At 60.5% G+C, this 16,721-nt stretch carries 15 protein-coding genes; 2 read left to right on the forward strand and 13 right to left on the reverse strand.

Translation table 11 applies throughout. The features are described from left to right. Positions 1-128 precede the first annotated feature (128 nt). On the reverse strand, positions 129-623 hold the full coding sequence (locus PJL69_RS14610; RefSeq protein ID WP_271310309.1) for a hypothetical protein: 495 nt from the start codon (positions 621-623) through the stop codon (positions 129-131). Between the two features lie 266 nt (positions 624-889). Between PJL69_RS14610 and PJL69_RS14615 the strand changes: the two genes are divergently transcribed. Beyond that, positions 890-3,073 carry a thiamine pyrophosphate-dependent enzyme gene (locus PJL69_RS14615; protein ID WP_271310310.1) on the forward strand — a complete coding sequence of 728 codons (2,184 nt, stop codon included), beginning with the start codon at positions 890-892 and terminating at the stop codon, positions 3,071-3,073. 78 nt (positions 3,074-3,151) lie between these two features. Here the strand turns inward: PJL69_RS14615 and PJL69_RS14620 are convergent, their stop codons facing one another. The 11 genes from PJL69_RS14620 to PJL69_RS14670 form a co-directional block, all read right to left on the reverse strand. Continuing rightward, complete coding sequence (locus PJL69_RS14620) at positions 3,152-4,732, reverse strand: ABC transporter substrate-binding protein (RefSeq protein ID WP_271310311.1); 1,581 nt, start codon at positions 4,730-4,732, stop codon at positions 3,152-3,154. A 184-nt stretch (positions 4,733-4,916) separates the two neighbouring features. Then, a complete protein-coding gene (gene comE, locus PJL69_RS14625) occupies positions 4,917-5,471 on the reverse strand; it encodes a sulfopyruvate decarboxylase subunit beta (protein ID WP_271310312.1) in 555 nt (184 codons plus the stop codon). After that, positions 5,468-5,974 (reverse strand): sulfopyruvate decarboxylase subunit alpha, encoded by a 507-nt coding sequence (gene comD / locus PJL69_RS14630; protein WP_271310313.1) that lies wholly within the window; start codon positions 5,972-5,974, stop codon positions 5,468-5,470. The genes comE and comD overlap by 4 nt, the downstream gene beginning before the upstream one ends. Before the next feature lie 21 nt (positions 5,975-5,995). Further along, positions 5,996-6,913, reverse strand: coding sequence for a hydroxyacid dehydrogenase (locus PJL69_RS14635; RefSeq protein WP_271310314.1), 918 nt, complete (start codon positions 6,911-6,913; stop codon positions 5,996-5,998). 24 nt (positions 6,914-6,937) lie between these two features. Continuing rightward, complete coding sequence (locus PJL69_RS14640; protein WP_271310315.1) at positions 6,938-8,386, reverse strand: NAD-dependent succinate-semialdehyde dehydrogenase; 1,449 nt, start codon at positions 8,384-8,386, stop codon at positions 6,938-6,940. Then, a complete protein-coding gene (locus tag PJL69_RS14645; RefSeq protein WP_271310316.1) occupies positions 8,383-9,381 on the reverse strand; it encodes an aldose epimerase family protein in 999 nt (332 codons plus the stop codon). The genes PJL69_RS14640 and PJL69_RS14645 overlap by 4 nt, the downstream gene beginning before the upstream one ends. Then, a complete protein-coding gene (locus tag PJL69_RS14650) occupies positions 9,378-10,463 on the reverse strand; it encodes a Gfo/Idh/MocA family protein (protein ID WP_271310317.1) in 1,086 nt (361 codons plus the stop codon). Before PJL69_RS14650 ends, PJL69_RS14645 begins: the two co-directional genes overlap by 4 nt. 1 nt (position 10,464) lies before the next feature. After that, the gene (locus tag PJL69_RS14655) at positions 10,465-11,847 is read right to left on the reverse strand and encodes an L-fucose/L-arabinose isomerase family protein (protein WP_271310318.1); all 1,383 of its coding nucleotides are present in this window, start codon (positions 11,845-11,847) and stop codon (positions 10,465-10,467) included. A 12-nt stretch (positions 11,848-11,859) separates the two neighbouring features. Further along, entirely contained in the window at positions 11,860-12,888 is a 1,029-nt protein-coding gene (locus tag PJL69_RS14660; protein WP_271310319.1) for a tagatose 1,6-diphosphate aldolase, read from the reverse strand. Beyond that, positions 12,885-13,772, reverse strand: a complete 888-nt coding sequence (locus PJL69_RS14665; RefSeq protein ID WP_271310320.1) for a PfkB family carbohydrate kinase — start codon at positions 13,770-13,772, stop codon at positions 12,885-12,887. Before PJL69_RS14665 ends, PJL69_RS14660 begins: the two co-directional genes overlap by 4 nt. Continuing rightward, the gene (locus tag PJL69_RS14670; protein ID WP_271310321.1) at positions 13,769-15,016 is read right to left on the reverse strand and encodes a cytochrome-c peroxidase; all 1,248 of its coding nucleotides are present in this window, start codon (positions 15,014-15,016) and stop codon (positions 13,769-13,771) included. Before PJL69_RS14670 ends, PJL69_RS14665 begins: the two co-directional genes overlap by 4 nt. Positions 15,017-15,088: 72 nt before the next feature. On the opposite strand from PJL69_RS14670, the gene PJL69_RS14675 reads away from it, so the two are divergent. Then, complete coding sequence (locus PJL69_RS14675; protein WP_271310322.1) at positions 15,089-15,562, forward strand: tetratricopeptide repeat protein; 474 nt, start codon at positions 15,089-15,091, stop codon at positions 15,560-15,562. A 68-nt stretch (positions 15,563-15,630) separates the two neighbouring features. Here the strand turns inward: PJL69_RS14675 and PJL69_RS14680 are convergent, their stop codons facing one another. Continuing rightward, positions 15,631-16,689 carry a TRAP transporter substrate-binding protein gene (locus PJL69_RS14680; protein WP_271310323.1) on the reverse strand — a complete coding sequence of 353 codons (1,059 nt, stop codon included), beginning with the start codon at positions 16,687-16,689 and terminating at the stop codon, positions 15,631-15,633. Between the last annotated feature and the right edge of the window lie 32 nt (positions 16,690-16,721).

Below are 16,721 nucleotides of genomic sequence, written 5' to 3' on the forward strand. Positions count from 1 at the left end.
GCGCCTGCGGTTAAGATTCGGCAATCAATGAGGCGCCGGCGCGATAAAAATATGGAAAAAATGTGGCACCCCGACCCGCAGGTCTCAGTCCCGCGCGAGCGACAAGGGCGCCCCTTCTGCAAATCGCCCTATCGGCTCCACAACCTCTGCACAAAGCGGATCTCCCGCCCCCAGACGCGCGCAATATGCTGCCCGGCAAACTGCACAGCATCCCGTGCCCGTTCCGGCCCCAGCATCACAGACGTCAAAAGCAACATGATCACACACCAGATCAGCAACCGCATCGCCACCGACGGTACGATCGCTGCCAAGGTGATGATAACAATCAGAGCAAGCAGTCGCGGACGCGGCCAGCGGGCACGCCAATCTGCCGTCGTATCATCAGCAAAGGCGCGAATTTCCGGCGTCACCAGATCCGGCGCATTGCGCAGCATCGCGCGCTCCACATTGCTCAATTGAACCGGCGGCTTTTCACGCCCTGACAACGTTTTCATGCGCCGCTTGGCCTCACGCATCAGACGTCGATCTTCTTTACCCTGTGACGGTATGCCCACCCGCAGACCCGCTGCCAGATCCTGCGACGCATCCACGTCAAACTCTCCCAAACGAAACCCGTGTCTCATCGGTCTTTACACCTCACACTGCCGCCCCCGTGACTGCGGCGCGCCCAGCAATACCCGGACGCCCCCTCCATGGTTAATGAAGTGTAAATGCGACCATTGCGGGGCCCAGATTGGGGCAAAATCAGGTCCTTTTGAGGCGGGAACCAGACAGGGTTTGATCGGGTCAAAACACACCCTTAAGGAGAGTTTTCGGAAATCTACAAACTTCACATTGGCCTTCCTCCTCCGGGGTGCTACGCAGGCTTCAAGATCTGAGGGAGGAGCATATGGATCGAGCAGATATCGTGGATCAGGCGTTCAGAGAACGCGTGGCACAGGGCGCATTTCCAACCGGCGCCACCGCAGACGGTCCGCTTGAGGCCGCACACGCCAAAGAGATTTTTGCCGCGCAGTGCCTCAGCCGCAATCTGGACCGCCGCTCGCGCAAAATGCAGTCTGAAGGCAATGGTTATTACACCATCGGCTCCTCTGGACATGAGGGCATGGCCGCTGTGGCTGCCGCCCTGCGCCCTGATGACATGGCGTTTCTGCACTATCGCGACGGCGCGTTTCAAACCATGCGTTCAACGCAGGTTGCAGATGTGGATGCGGCTTGGGACATGCTTCTGAGCTTCTGCACCTCGATGGAGGATCCGATCTCTGGCGGGCGTCACAAGGTGCTGGGCTCCAAGGCGCTCAACATCCCACCACAGACCTCCACCATTGCCTCCCATCTGCCAAAAGCCGTGGGGGCCGCCTATTCTATCGGCCTCGCCAAGCGCCGCGCGCCCGAGCATAAACAATTGGCCGATGACAGCATCGTCATCTGCTCCTTTGGCGATGCCTCCGCCAACCACTCCACCGCGCAGGGGGCGATCAACACCGCCTGCTGGACGGCCTATCAATCCGCCCCCATGCCGCTGCTGTTTGTCTGTGAGGACAACGGCATCGGCATCTCCACCCGGACACCCGGCGGCTGGATCAACGCCAACTTTGCCCACAAACCCGGCCTGAAGTACTTCACCGCCAACGGGCTTGATATCTATGACACGTTCCGCGCCGCCCAAGAGGCTGCTGAGTATGTGCGCAAACACCGCAAACCGGCCTTCCTGCACCTGACGCTCGTGCGCCTTTATGGCCATGCCGGCTCTGACATGCAGCAGGCTTACCTGCCCAAAGCCACCTTTGAGGCTTGGGAAGCGGATGATCCGCTGCTGCATTCCGTGCGCCTGCTGTCTGAGGCCGGTGCGCAGACGCCTGAGGCCTCTCTGGCGGTCTATCAGGAGTCTGAGGACCGTTGCGCCGCGCTGGCGGAAAAGGCCGTGAAAACCCCGCGCCTTTCAAATGCCGCCGAGGTCATGGCATCGCTGGTGCCACCGGCCCGCGAGATTGCTGCCAGCAACGGCCCCACACCGGAGGCCCGCGAAAAGGCCTTTGGCGCGGATCTCAAGCAGATGGACAAACCCCAACCCATGTCGCGCCTGCTGAACTGGGCGCTCACCGATCTGATGCTGGAGCACGGCGAGATCGTGATGATGGGCGAGGACATCGGCACCAAAGGCGGCGTCTACGGCGTCACGCAAAAGCTCAAGGACCGCTTTGGCGCGGACCGTATGATCGACACGCTGCTGGATGAGCAATCCATCCTCGGCCTCGCCATCGGCATGGCACACAACGGTTTTGTGCCGATGCCGGAAATCCAGTTCCTCGCCTATCTACACAACGCCGAAGACCAGCTGCGCGGCGAGGCCGCAACACTGTCGTTCTTCTCAAACGGCCAATTCACCAACCCGATGGTGCTGCGCATCGCTGGGCTTGGCTATCAAAAAGGCTTTGGCGGGCACTTCCACAATGACAACTCGCTGGCTGTGCTGCGCGACATCCCCGGCATCATCATCGCCTGCCCCTCGCGCGGCGATGACGCGGCTAAGATGATGCGCGAATGTGTGCGGCTGGCCCATGCGGAAAACCGCGTGGTGGTGATGGTGGAGCCGATCGCGCTCTATCCGATGCGCGACCTGCTCGAGGACAAAGACAGTGGCTGGATGGCCACTTACCCGGCGCCGGATCAATCCATCGCTCTGGGCGAAGTTGGCGTTGAGGGTGACGGCCCGCTGGCCATTCTGACCTATGGCAATGGGCGTTATCTCTCCACACAGGCGACGGCAGACCTCGCCAAGGAGGGCATCCAGACCCGTGTAATCGACATGCGCTGGCTCGCGCCGCTGCCTGCCGAGGGCATCCTTGCCGCGCTAGAGGGGGCCGAGAAGGTTCTGGTGGTGGATGAATGCCGCACCACCGGCAGCCAGTCTGAGGCGCTGATGGCGCTGCTGCATGAACAGACCACCCTGCCCCATGCCCGCATCGCCGCCCATGACAGCTTTATCGCAACCGGTCCGGCCTATGCCGCTACCATGCCGTCACGCGACAGCATAGCAGAGGCTGCCCGCGCGCTCTGGGCCAAATCCTAAGCGCCAATCACAGCCCACAAAAGAAAAACCCCCGCAGCGCAAACTGCGGGGGTTTCTGATTGTTCTAAACCCGCGAGCTTAGTTCATTTCAAAGTACTTGAACTTCGGAGAATCTTCCGGCTCCACGATGGTGCCGACGTTCTCTTTCATGCCCCAGTTCAGCACCTGGTGGTGGATCGGGATATATAGTTGCTGATCCTGAACAACCTGCCAGATCTCATTGATCATGCCGTTGCGCTTCTCCAGATCGGTTTCACCGGCCAGTGCTTCGATCTTCGCATCGAGATCCGCATCCGCAAAGCGGGTTGCGTTCCAGGAGCCATACTTCTCGCCTTTGGAGTGGGCAAGGAAGTTGAAGATATACTCGGAGTCATAGGTCGGAACACCCCAGCCCAGCATGTAGAAATCTGTTTCCAGATTGCTGAGCAGCGGGAAGTGCTGTGCTTTCGGCTTCGCGTCAAGGTTCACCTTCACGCCAATTTTCGCGAGCATGCCCACAGCCGCCTGACAGATCTTCTCATCGTTGACATAGCGGTCATTCGGGCAGTTCAGCGTGATGCCAAAGCCGTCCGCATAACCCGCTTCCGCCATCAGCGCCTTCGCGCCTTCGATATCGGTGGTGGAGGAGCTGTCCATTGCCTCGTTCCAGCCGTTCACAAACGGCGGTGCAATCATGCCCGCAGGCGCAGACTGGCCACGCATCACAACCTTCATGATCGCTTTGCGGTCAATCGCCATGGACATCGCCTTGCGCACACGCACATCAGACATGGGGTTCACACCGTCCACATCATCATTCGCAATATCTTCTGCCGCCTGATTCATACCGAAGAAGATCACGCGGTTCTGTGGCGCGGTGCGCACGTCCAGACCTGCGGTGCTATCCACACGGCCCAGATCCTGCACCGGCACGTCCTGAATGAAGTCCACCTCACTGGACAGAAGCGCCGCCACACGGGTCGCTGCGTTCTGGATCGGAGTATAGATGATCTCTGTCACCTGAAGCGGGAATTCATCTTTGCCCCAGTAGTTCTCGTTGATGGCCAGAACGGTTTTCACGTCCGGCTCGCGGCTGACCAGCTTATAAGGGCCGGTGCCGTTGGCGTTCTTGGCTGCAAAGGTGTCTTCGCCGCCTTCATAGTCCTGCACCTTGGTGGCGTTGTTGGCCTCTGCCCAGTCTTTGTCCATGATGAACATATTGGTCAGGTTGTTGGCCATGATCGGGTTGGGACCGTTGGTCTCAATCTCAATCGTGTAAGCGTCAGTGGCGCGCACCTCTTTCACGGAGGCCAGCAGCTCTTTGTAATCCGAGTCTTCGGTCATCGCGCGGTCAAGCGAAAATTTCACATCTTCGCTGTCAAAACTTGCGCCATCATGGAAGGTCACACCTTCGCGCAGTTTGAACACCCACACATTTGGATTGTCCGCAGACGGACCCCATTCGGTGGCCAGCGATGGCACCATCGCACCCGCATGGTCACGCATCACCAGCGTTTCCATGATCTGGTGCGCCAGCGCCGATGTCGGGCCTTCGTTCTGTGCATGTGGGTCAAGTGTCAGCGCATCACCCGCACGCGCCCAGCGCAGGGTTTCCGCTTGTGCCAGCATTGGCATCGCCACCATCGCAGCGGTCGCCAGCATCATTGTTTTGAACTTCATCAATTTCACTCCCCTGATAAAGTTGGTGGCGCGATGATCCACGCCCGCGCGAGAATTATCAAGCCACAACCGCCTCCTTTTTTCTCCGCACCAAAGCGCAAATCCGTCTGACCCAATAAAAAAAGGGCACTCGGAATGGTGCCCCTTTGGGTTTCGATGAACTTTTGTTCAGTCGGCAAAGCGCTCAGCGCCGCACCTCTTCCATAAAGCGCTCGCGGATCACGATCGGATTGGTCTTGATCACCGGCACCTTCACATTGCCGCTCTCACATTTCGACACGATGATGGTCATCTCGTCACTGGCAATCGCGGCCTGCACCGCCGCAGCCGTGTCCTCCGCCGAAACAGTCTGTACGTTCTGCGCACCGCAGGCACGAGCCACGGCCGCCAGATCGGTGCTCATGCCCGCATAGGTCGGCTGATCCCCGGTGGAGCCATAAGAGCCATTGTCGATGATCAACAGCGTAAAGTTGCCCTGCGCATTGTTGCCAATGGTCGCCAGCGTGCCGAGGTTCGTCAGAACAGAGCCGTCCCCGTCAATTGCGATCACTGGCTTGTCCTGCGCCGCTGCCAGCCCCAGACCGATGGAGGACGCCAGCCCCATGGTGCCCAGCATGTAGAAATTGGACGGCTGATCGTCCATCGCATGCAGCTCCTGGCTCGGCGCGCCAATGTTACAGACCAAAAGATGCTCGCTGATGATCGGTTTCAGCGTCTGAAATACGTCATTGCGGATCATGCCGAGGCCCTCCAGAAAGATGCGTCACAAAGAATGGCGACCGGTTTGGACGACATCTGACAATACTCCAGAATGCCCGGCAGCTCGGCGGCGTCCTCCGGCTTGTGGAAGTGATAGGTCGGAATGTGCAGCTGGTTCAGGATCGCCTTGGTGTGCAGCGCCATCTCCACCTGACAGGCCACCGGCTCACCCACTTCCCCACGATAGGAAATCAGCATCGGCAGCGGGATCTGATAGAATTGGATGAGCGTCGCCAGCGTGTTCACCACCACGCCCAGCGCGGTGTTCTGCATCACGATGCAGGGCTTCATGCCGCCCATATAGGCCCCGGCGCACAGCCCCATGCCTTCGTCTTCCTTGTTGGAGGGCATGTGCATAATCTCTGAGGTCTCATCAAGCACCTCAATCACGCCCGCCAGCTGTTTACACGGCACCGAGGTGACATAGTCGATCCCCGCTGCCTTCAGATCATTGACGATCTGCTGATCCATCTTTGTAGCCATCGTTCCTCCCTTAACTTTGGCTCACGCCAACCGGTCAAGCACCAGATCGGCGATCATTGCACTCACGCGCACATTGCTGTCCTGCGTGACCCCCGCGATATGCGGGGTCAGGATCAAATTGCTGACCCCTTTGAATGTCTCTGCCGCATCTTGCGTCAGAGGTTCGGTTTCAAAAACATCCAGTGCCGCGCCTGCGATGTGGCCAGACCGCATCGCCGCCACCAACGCCGCTTCATCAAGCACACCGCCCCGCGCCGCATTGATCACCACAGCCCCCGGTTTCATCTGGGCAAAAGCCGCAGCATTCATCATATGGCGCGTCTGATCGGTCAACGGCACATGCAGACTCACCACATCTGCCTTGGCCAACACATCCGCAATCTCGCCGCGCTCGGCATGCTGCCACGCCGGGTGATCTTCCGGCAAATACGGATCGTAGGCGATCAGCGTCATCCCCATGGCCCGCGCCAGACGCCCGGTTTCCTGCGCATTGGCGCCAAAACCCAGCAGACCAAGCACACGCCCACCCGCCTCACGGCCAGAACACTGCGCGCGCGGCCAATCACCAGCCAGCATCGCCTCATTGGCCTGATAGGCGTCACGCAGCAGAATGGCGGCATTGGTCACCACATATTCCGCCACTGAGAGCGTATTGGCCCCAAGCGCAGGCATCACCTCCACGCCCCGCGCCTCACAGGCCGCCACGTCGATATTGTCGAGCCCGACACCCAAGCGCCCAACGCATTTCAGCTCTGGCGCCGCATCGAGCAACGCAGCCGTGACCTGCGTCCGGTTGCGCACAATCAGCGCCTGCACTCCGGCCATCTGCGCAGGAATATCCCCCTGCGCATCGGCCAGCTCTGGCGCGTAGGTGGTGGCGTGGGCCGCCTTGAGCCGCCCAACCGCCGCATCGTCCATGAACTCTGTGATCAAAATCATCAGAGGTCTCCTCCCAAATGGGTCTTAGAGCCCGGCCACACAGGTGTATTTGGTGATCATATAATCATCCAAACCTTGGCTGCCGCCCTCTTTGCCCATGCCGCTTTCTTTCACGCCGCCAAAGGGCGCCTCGACAGTTGTGATCAGCCCGGAATTCACGCCCACCATGCCGTACTCCAGATTTTCGTTCATGCGGAACGCACGCGCGAGATCTTTGGTATAGGCATAGGCCGCGAGGCCGTAGTCGGTGGCATTGGCCGCCGCCACTGCGTCGTCTTCGTCCTCAAACTTGTAGATCGCCGCCAGCGGGCCAAAGATCTCGTCAGACGTGAACTGCATCTCCGATGTCGCGCCAGTGATCAGGGTCGGCTCAAAGAAAGTCTGACCCAGCGCATGGCGTCCGCCGCCCAGCACAACCTCGCCGCCTTTGGCCTTGGCGTCGGCAATCATGCCTTCCACCTTTTTGACCGCATTCTCGTCAATCAACGGCCCCTGCACCACGCCATCCTGGGTGCCATCGCCAATCTTCATCGCCGCAATCGCATCTTTCAGCTTGGTCACAAAGGCATCATGAATACCCGCTTGCACATAGAAGCGGTTGGTACAGACACAGGTCTGCCCCATGTTGCGGAACTTCGCAATCATTGCGCCTTCGACAGCGGCATCGAGATCGGCGTCGTCAAACACGATGAACGGCGCATTGCCGCCCAGCTCCATGGAGACCTTCTTCACCTGATCCGCCGCCTGACGCAGCAACAGTTTGCCCACACCCGTGGAGCCGGTGAAGGTCACTTTGCGCACCGCTTTGTCGCTCATGATCGCGCCGCCAATCGCAGGCGCATCGCCGGTCACAATGTTCACAACCCCATCCGGGAAGCCGACGTCTTGGCAAAGCTTGCCCCAGGCCAGACCGCTATAAGGCGTCTGGGGCGCAGGTTTGGCAACCACGGTACAGCCTGCCGCCAGCGCAGGCGCAATCTTGCGCGCCAGCATGGAGCTTGGGAAATTCCACGGGGTGATCATGCCAACCACGCCCACCGGATGGTGGGTCACCAGCAGGCGTTTGTCATTGCTGGGGGCCGGAATGATCTCGCCTTTGGTGCGTCGGATTTCCTCGGCAAACCAGCGCACATAGGCCGCGCCAATCGCGATTTCACCGCGCGCCTCAAACAGCGGCTTGCCCTGCTCTGCGGTCAGCAACTGCGCAAGGTCTTCCTGATTGTCCATCAGCGCATCATGCAGCTTGTGCAGCAGGCCCACGCGCTCTGCCAGCGTGGTTTTGGACCAGCTTTTGAACGCTTGGGACGCGGCGGCAATAGCGCGCTCAGTTTCTGCGCCACCCGCGTCTGGCACCGTGCCAAGCACCGCGCCGGTTGCAGGATTTGTGATCTCTGTGGTCGCGTCATTGTCTGCGCCCACCCACTGGCCACCAATCAGGTTGGCTTCCAGCATCAATCCGTTGAAGTTGCTCATGTTTGCCCTTTCGAAAAGACGAACTGCGTGTGTTGTTGATAAGTCTCACCAGGCCGCAGCACGGCCTGTGGGAATGTCGCGTGATGCGGCGCATCTGGCCAGACTTGCGGTTCCATCGCAAGCCCACTGAAGCCCCCCATGGCGCGCCCATCCAATCCGGGCAGCGCTATATCGATATGGGTGCCATCATAAACCTGTAAACCCGGCTCGGTGGTCAAACAGCGCATTGTCACCCCGGATGCGGCAGATTTAAGCACGGCCACCGGACGCAAGGCTTCGCGTTTGTCCGACAAGCAGAAATTGTGATCCACCGGATGCGCCTGTTTCACGGGCGCGCCTTGGCGGAAATCAAAGCCGGTGCCCGCAACAGGTGTCTGTTCACCGGTTGGGATCAGCTCCGCATCCACCGGCAGATAGGTCTCTGCAGCAATCTGGAGACTGTGATCTGAAATCGTCTCTGCATCATCCAGTTTGAAGTAGCTGTGGTGCGCCAGACTACAGAGCGTGGTCTGATCCGTTTCGGCACTCATGCGAATGTCCAACACCCCACCGGGCAGGAGCGCAAATGTCACCCGCGCGGTCAACGTTCCGGGAAAGCCCATATGGCCATCAGGCAACGTGATCTGCAACGTTGCGCTGTCTTCCGCCTCCGCCGCGATCTCCCAAAGGCGCTTGCCCATGCTGTCCGCCCCACCGTGCAGCGTGTGCTTGCCGATGAAGTTGCGATCGAGCTGATAGCTCTGCCCATCAAGCGCCAGATGCCCGTCCCGAATGCGGTTCGCAAACCGCCCCGCTGTGGCCCCGAAATACGGCGAATGGGTCAGATAGGGCGCAAATTCCGCGAACCCCAGCACCAAAGGCGCGTCATGCCCCACAAGCCGCAAATTCTGCAATACCGCCCCATAGGTCAGCAGATGGGCAGTCAGCCCGCCACCCGTGAGCGTGATCCGATGCACCGCGCTGCCATCGGGCATTTGCCCCCAAACCGCGCTCACAGGATCACCGCCTGCCCGCTGCGTGCACTTTCTTCGGCCGCCTCGCCCACACGCACCGACCACAGCCCATCCTCAAGGCTCACTTCGGGTTCACCCTGCCCGCTTTGCACCAGATCGCGGAAGCGTTCGTGCTGAAAATAGGTCGAGCCATGGTGATCCCCTGCCTGCAGGACCGATTCATCCACCTCGATCTCTTCGCGCACCACCTCTTTGGTCGCGCGGTGGCTGATCTCCACCTCGCTGTGGCGCTCTTTGCCGTCATGAGTGAACCGCGCTGGCCCGGGCACTTTCGCTTCCACCCGCGCCTTTTCTCCAGTCACGGCAATGGTTTCCTGCCAGTAGGAGCCTTCTGCAAACATGCACAGATCCAGCATCCCGCGCGCGCCATTGGCGAATTCCACCGTGACAAAGGCGTTGTCCAGAATATCGGGCACCTGCCCGTCATAAGCCTCGTCCAGATGGTTCACGTCCACACCCGCGCTGGCATAAACCCGCACCGGATCGCTCTGCAGCGTCAGCCGCATCAAATCCCAGAAGTGGCAGCATTTCTCCACCAATGTGCCGCCCGTGCGCGCGTTAAAGCGGTTCCAGTCGCCGACTTTTTCCAGAAACGGAAAGCGGTGCTCGCGGATCGCCATCATGCGCGGCGTGCCCACGGTGCCCTCGCTCAATTCCTTCAGCAGGCGCTGAACCGGCGGCATATAGCGATACTCCATCGCCACCCACACCGGGGCCTCCCGCCCCTCAGCCTTGGCCAGCACCTCGGAACAATGCGCCGATGTGGTGCACAGCGGCTTTTCCACCAATATCGGGTGCGGTGTCTCCAGCACATCCAGCAGGATTTCATGATGCGTGTCATTGGGCGCCGCAATCAACAGCGCATCCACCAGACCGGACCCAAGCATCTCTTTATAGTCGCCAAAGGCCTTGGCCGTTCCGCCCGAGCTGTCCACCGACAGCTGGCGCATCCCCGCATCCGGGTCGCTCACCGCTGTCACCTCACAGCCCTGAAGCAGGGTGAGGTTGCGGATATGCTCCTGCCCCATCATGCCTGACCCGATCAGGCCATATCGTATCGTCATCTTAAATCTCCAAAAGCGGCAGCCCCATGGACCCCGCAGCGCCACGCAGGGCGTCCCGATGATCGCCATAGGCCAGCGCCATATGATGCTCGAGCCCGCTCGCAATGATATCGGTCAGCACATCACCCGCCCCGCGCCCAAAACGCAAGACCCCGGAGGTGCCGGTAAAGGCCATCGGCCGCGTCAGCATCATGGCATGGCTCAAAACCATATGGGGCCGCCCGTGCGCCTGACTGATCCGCATCAGCGTGACCTCCCCCGCCTTCAGCGGAAACTGATAGAGCAGCGGTTGCTTGCGGTTGGTGTGAATGGTGGCCTCAGCCTGCACATCCGCCTCGATCATCGAGATCGGCGCCTGCCCACAGTGCCAGACCACGCCAGTGTCATCCCCCGCGTCCATATCCACCAGATCGGTCAGAAACACCGGCGCATCCGAAGCCGCCGCCAGAACCATCTGTGTCAGCGCGCCGTACACATCCGCCTCACAGGCGCAAGGCACCCGCGCCTCGCCCATCATCGAGGCCGGGCCACAGACCGCGCCGCCATATTCGGTAAACGTCTCCGGCCAGCAGCGAATGGCAAAGGCCCCGTAGCCGCCTTTTGCTTTGAGCGTATCCAGCCCCACTTTCAGGCGCAGTGAGCGGTCCAGCTCTTCCGGGTCCACTTCATCCAGCCCCGACAGTTCCGCATCCGCCTGTTTGCGCACTTCGGCGGCGGCCTCGGGAGACACAGCGCGGGCCAGATCAAACAGATCCTCCAGCGCCAGTTCATCCACCTCAACGCCGGACAGCGCCTTCATATCCGCCTTGTCATAGGCACAGGTGTCAAACCCCGCCGGATGCTCGCCAATCCGCGCAATCCGCTGCCCGTTCACCGCTTCGGCAATCGCGCGCCCCACGTCCGTGGCTTCCGGCACCGCGCCCAGCGCCAGCTTGCCCGAAGGCCGCGCGCCCGCAAGCATCGCCGTCAGATCCGCCGTCACATCGCTTGTGGGGTCCGCATAAAGCCAGCCAAAGGCGCGACCATTCAGACCCAAAGCATGGCTCGCCAGATTGAGCCCACAGAAAGAGTTCAGCCGCAGCCGCCCGCCCAAACGCGGCTCCGGGATCGACCAGATCGACAGCGGCTGTTCAAACGCCGCGCCAATCGCCACGGTCATGGACGCATCGGTGAACGTCACCTGCAGGATCATCACCTGATCCACCTCTCCAGCCTGCAGTGCCGCGATGCCTGCCTTGGTTGCCGCCTCATCAAACAGCAGCGCGCGCGGGCCAACAATCTCATGGCCGGTCGCGTCCAAAGCCGTCAACATCGCGGTTAGGTTTTCCTCTGCAAAGGGCACGTCAAAGGTGGGACGCCCCAATGGAAGAATGCCGAGTTTCATGCGCTTAAGCCCTCAGATATCTGCGTAACTGTTGCGGAAGCCGGCGCCATCGGCTGCCAGACGCGCGCCGCCTGCGCCATAACAGCTGTGCTGCGCCCAATTGGCCGCCTGCGCATCCGCCAGGGCAGAGATGTCTTTCATGTAATCCACCGCGTCACCCTCAAGCCCGGCGCGCACCGCGTCCCAGTCCGGATAGGCGTTGAACGCATCGAGCCAGATCGCCCGCCCCGCCAGAAACCCGCTCGCGCCCGCTTTGAAGGCATGCGCCAGCACATTGCGGAACTCCGCCTTGCCCGCGCCCGCAGACAACATCACCCATGGCCGCCCGGCAAGACGCCCCATCTCGTCAAACACCGCCTGCACTTCGGCAGAGCCATCCGCATCCGCCGCATTCACTGGGCTTTCCAGCTTAAACACATCCACGCCGTAGTCGGCCTTGGCAAATTCCTCGACCGATTTCAGCACGTCATCGGCCTTCTTGCCCTTCATCTCCACGTATTCCTTGGTCTGATGGGCGTCTGCCGCCAGCGGATAAACCAACAGCTCAAACAGGAAAGGAATGTCATATTTCGCACAGGCTTCGCCCACCTGTTTCACGTAATCCTTCTGCGCCTGATTGACCGCGTCTGAGGCATCCGGCCGATACCAGGCCAGCACCTTCACCGCGTCACCACCCATGCGCTTGATCTTGCCCACCGACCAGTTGTCGATGCTGTCAGACAGCCGCCCACCGGGGGTTTCCTTGAACAGGCTGTCCTCCAGCGTGACCACCAGGCCTTTGTGGGGCAAGAGCGTGTCAAAGCTGTAGGGAATGGCATAATGCGGGTCGAGTAGCATCGCAGTAGAATGCGCCTGAAGCGTCTCCACCAACATGCCTTTGAACTTTGCGACCTCCTCCCACGGCGCGGTCTCCACCCCGTGATGTTTCGCAATCGGGCCCTTGATCGGCGGGCGCTGATCCACGGCGGTCATCTTGTAAATGCCGTTCTCATCGGCCATGCGGCGCATGCCGCTCAGCTTGCCGGGTGTCAGGGAAATCATACCTTCGTCTCCTTAAGGAAGTCGTTGAGCTGAGCGCGGCTTGGTGCGCCCGTCCGCCCGCCTTTTGTCAAACATTTCAGGGCCGCCGCGCCGTTTGCGTGACGGATTGCCTCTTCAGCGCCCATGCCCTCTGCAAGCATCAGCGCAAAAATGCCGTGCCAGACGTCGCCCGCACCCAGCGTATCTATTGGCTTGATCGAGAAGGCCGCCACATGGCGCACCACATCCCCGTCTGTGAACCAGACACCCTCCGCGCCATCGGTCACACAAGCCCAACAGCCGTGGTCCTCCGCGATCTGCAAAAGCGCGTCTTCGATACCCGCTGCCGGATAAAGCGCGCGCAGCCCCTGCATCGACAGCGCCACATGGCTCGCAGCCCCCATCAGCGCCGGATTAATCGGCGCTTCCCCATCCAGAATGCCGGGAATGCCGCGCGCACGCGCCAGCGTGAGAGCCGCCAGCGCCGCATCCACCCGCCGCGTGTCCGTCAGAACCGCACCAAGATCGGTGAGGCTGTCAAACCAGTCGGTCGCCAGCACCAGCCCAGCCCCGCGGAAATTCACAATCTGACGCTCGCCCTGCGCATCAATCAGCACCGACGAATAGGAACTCTGCGCGCCTTCCGTGCGCGTGACGTTTGAGACATCCACGCCTTCACGCGCAAGATCCGCCACGATCATGTCGCCAATGCTGTCTTCCCCCAGCCGCGCGCCCAGCACGGCCGCGCCGCCCATCCGCGCAATCGCCACGGCGGCGTTGGCCGCACAGCCGCCCCCCACGATATTCGCCTCTTCGGTGCCATATTTCTCCGCCCTAGTGGGCAAAACTGGCAGGTGGAAAACAAAATCCACCACCGCCGCGCCGACGCACAGGATCCTGCTCATTCCGGCACCTCCAGCCCGCTTGGCACGCTCTCCGGCACACCCAGCCGCCCTTTGAGGCTCTCTGTGCCGGTCAGCGCATGCAAAAACGCCACGATCTGCGCCACCTCCGTGTCATCTAGGTCTATTCGCTCAATATCGGTGCGCGAGGCCAATCGCGCCCGCTCCCGCATGTCCGAAAAGGCCAGAAAATCCACCTTCGCCAGCCAAGGCACTTCGGGCAGCACCGCATTGCCCTTTTCCCACGCCGCAAAGGCGCCGCGCGGGTCCATATGATGGCGCACCATGCCCTCAAGGCTGTCGTAGGCCCCGTTGTGGCCATAAGGCGCCGTCAAGGCCACATTGCGCAGCGCGGGCGTGCGGAAGCGGTAGGCATCCTCCAACCGATCAGACGCCCCCATGCGCCCCACGTCGCGCACAATCGGATCCCATTGGCGCGTTTTACCCGGCCCAAAATGCGGCAGCATCAGCGCGTGAAACTTCTGATCCGTCATCAGCGGCCCCGCATGGCAGCTGCTGCACATCGCCTTGCCGTAAAACAGATCCATTCCAGCCTTTTGTTCGGCATTCAGCGCCGCCGCGTCGCCGTTCAGATAGGCGTCAAACGGGCTGTCGTAGCTTTTGAACTCCGTGCCTTCAAAGGCCGCCAAAGCATTGACAATATGGGTGATATTGATGTCGAGCGCCTGATCCACATCGTCATAGGCGTCAATGAACATCTCCGCATACTCCGGGATGATCCGCACCCGTTTGGCCACAATCGGCCAGACATTGTCGATCCGGTCATAAACCGCCCCTGCAATCTGGTTTTCCTTCGGGTTGCCCGCCATCTCAAACTCGGCGGTCATTGGAAACAGCGCCTGCGCCGCGAGGATGGAATTCAAGCCATCCGGCAGCCATTCCTGCGCCGGGCTGTCAAATCCGGTCTCATAAATATCGCTCACCGACAGGCGGCCGTCGTGAAACAGGATGTCGATCTCTTTCGCAGCCAGGTTCCACAGCGCCGGCGCATTGCGCGGGATGCGTTTCACAATCCGGCTGTCCCCTGTGCCCGGGGTCCGCTCCCGCCCCAGCCCATCGCCACCCTCACCAATCCCAAGGCTCAGCCCGTCGCCGGACCCCAGCTCCGGATGGTGGCAGGTGGCGCAGGCAATGTTGCGGTTGCCCGACAGGATCGGATCAAAAAACAAGAGCTGCCCGATCTTGGCCTGACGCGGATCAAACTGGATGAAATCATCCTCTTGCAACGGCTGCGGAAGCGGGCTCCCATACGCGGGCGCACACGTGAGAGCGCCAAGAACTGCGATGAGGGAGAGAGAATGAAACGCTTTGTTTTTGCTGCACTTTTGGCCAGCACAACGCCCGTTTTTGCGGAGATCGAAACCGGCCGGGATTACATGGATGCCAAAGAGTACACCAAAGCGATGCAGGAGCTTCTGCCAGCCGCCAACAGCGGCAATGCCGAAGCCGAAGAATTGATTGGCGTGATGTACGCGCTTGGGCTGGGTGTCGCGCGCGATGACGTCCGTGCCTTTGAGTGGTACCTGCGCGCCTCGCTCAAGGGCCACGCCGGTGCGCAAAGCGGCATCGGCTGGTACTACGAGGTCGGCCGGGGCATGCCCGCGCCCGATCTCGTGCGCGCCTACATGTGGTACACACTTTCCGCGATCGGAGGCGATCCTGATGCGGCCATTTCCCTTGAGGAAGTGGTGAAAAAGATGACGGACGAGCAAATTCAAAAAGCCCATATTCTGGTGGATGACTACCGGACATGGCTCTATCCATTCCGGTGATTTTTGCGGTGTCGGGCCGCGTGAACGCATCCTCAGCCCGACACCAATCTTCTTTCTAAATCAGCGCCTTAGTTTAGGTCAGACGCCATACCGGCTTCGATGTCCGCTTCAGCGTCCGCCACGGCAGATGCCAGCGCGTCAAAGATCTCTTCGCCACCTTTCACGTTGCCTTTGAACCAGTCATAAACCGGCGCGGCAGCCTCTTTGAACGCAGCCTTTTCCGCAGGTGTTGGCACATAAAGATCCCCGCCACCGGCGACAAAATCCTCATAAGCTTTGATCGACTTACGCTTTGGCGAAGCAAAGGTCGCCTGCTGCAGCGCGGAGAAGCCATCCACAACCACACGGCGCATGTCTTCTGGCATGCCAAGGAACTTCTGGTTGTTCATCCACCACAGCGCGCCCATGTAGGCATGCCCATCCAGCGTCACATACTGCAGACCCGCATCCGGGAATTTCATGCCCATAATGTCGGTGATGCCGTTTTTGGAGCCTTCCACCACACCGGTCTGGAACGAGGTAAACAGCTCTGGCCATGGGATCGGGGTTGGGCTTGCGCCAAGCGCCCGCACCAGCTCCTGCGGCAGGTCGGCCACCACGGTGCGGATCTTCAGCCCTGCCATGTCGGATGGGGACGCCACGCGGCGTTTGGTGTTGGCAAAGTTGCGCCAGCCGCCGGTGTTGCCAATGGTCATCAGACGAATGCTGTCGCCGGAATCCGCCAGCGCCATCTCGCGCATTTTTCGGGTGAAATCCCCCGCCAGAACGGTCTCTGCAATGCGGTCATTGGCCATCAGATAGGGCAGGTCCAGCACCTGCACATAGGGGAAGATCCCCGACGCGCCACCAGAGGTGGAGATGTAGACATCAATCGTGCCATCCGCCACGCCCTGCAAACATTCCGCCCCCTTGGAGCAAAGCTGCGTGCCGATGAACAGCTCAACCGCGATGGCCCCGTTGGACGCGCTTTCCACAAAGTTCTTGAAGACCACGAGGCCGTCATAATCTTCGTCATTTTCATTGGAGTTGGCGGTCGCGCGAATGGTGTAATCCGCCGCCTGCGCGGCGATTGCGCTGCTAGCCACCAGCGCGGCTGTCGCCACTGCCTTAAAGGTTTTGCTGAACATGTCTATCCTCCCTGATGTCGTTCAAGCGATTG

The sequence above is a fragment of the Shimia sp. MMG029 genome (genome assembly GCF_027947445.1).
In the GTDB taxonomy this organism is placed as follows: Bacteria; Pseudomonadota; Alphaproteobacteria; order Rhodobacterales; family Rhodobacteraceae; genus Shimia.

What these genes read in the sequence shown, in the direction of transcription:
- PJL69_RS14610 (WP_271310309.1), bottom strand. Translation starts at nt 623, where the DNA reads ATGAGACACGGGTTTCGTTTGGGAGAGTTTGACGTGGATGCGTCGCAG.
- PJL69_RS14615 (WP_271310310.1), top strand. Translation starts at nt 890, where the DNA reads ATGGATCGAGCAGATATCGTGGATCAGGCGTTCAGAGAACGCGTGGCA.
- PJL69_RS14620 (WP_271310311.1), bottom strand. Translation starts at nt 4,732, where the DNA reads ATGAAGTTCAAAACAATGATGCTGGCGACCGCTGCGATGGTGGCGATG.
- comE (WP_271310312.1), bottom strand. Translation starts at nt 5,471, where the DNA reads ATGATCCGCAATGACGTATTTCAGACGCTGAAACCGATCATCAGCGAG.
- comD (WP_271310313.1), bottom strand. Translation starts at nt 5,974, where the DNA reads ATGGCTACAAAGATGGATCAGCAGATCGTCAATGATCTGAAGGCAGCG.
- PJL69_RS14635 (WP_271310314.1), bottom strand. Translation starts at nt 6,913, where the DNA reads ATGATTTTGATCACAGAGTTCATGGACGATGCGGCGGTTGGGCGGCTC.
- PJL69_RS14640 (WP_271310315.1), bottom strand. Translation starts at nt 8,386, where the DNA reads ATGAGCAACTTCAACGGATTGATGCTGGAAGCCAACCTGATTGGTGGC.
- PJL69_RS14650 (WP_271310317.1), bottom strand. Translation starts at nt 10,463, where the DNA reads ATGACGATACGATATGGCCTGATCGGGTCAGGCATGATGGGGCAGGAG.
- PJL69_RS14655 (WP_271310318.1), bottom strand. Translation starts at nt 11,847, where the DNA reads ATGAAACTCGGCATTCTTCCATTGGGGCGTCCCACCTTTGACGTGCCC.
- PJL69_RS14660 (WP_271310319.1), bottom strand. Translation starts at nt 12,888, where the DNA reads ATGATTTCCCTGACACCCGGCAAGCTGAGCGGCATGCGCCGCATGGCC.
- PJL69_RS14665 (WP_271310320.1), bottom strand. Translation starts at nt 13,772, where the DNA reads ATGAGCAGGATCCTGTGCGTCGGCGCGGCGGTGGTGGATTTTGTTTTC.
- PJL69_RS14675 (WP_271310322.1), top strand. Translation starts at nt 15,089, where the DNA reads ATGAAACGCTTTGTTTTTGCTGCACTTTTGGCCAGCACAACGCCCGTT.
- PJL69_RS14680 (WP_271310323.1), bottom strand. Translation starts at nt 16,689, where the DNA reads ATGTTCAGCAAAACCTTTAAGGCAGTGGCGACAGCCGCGCTGGTGGCT.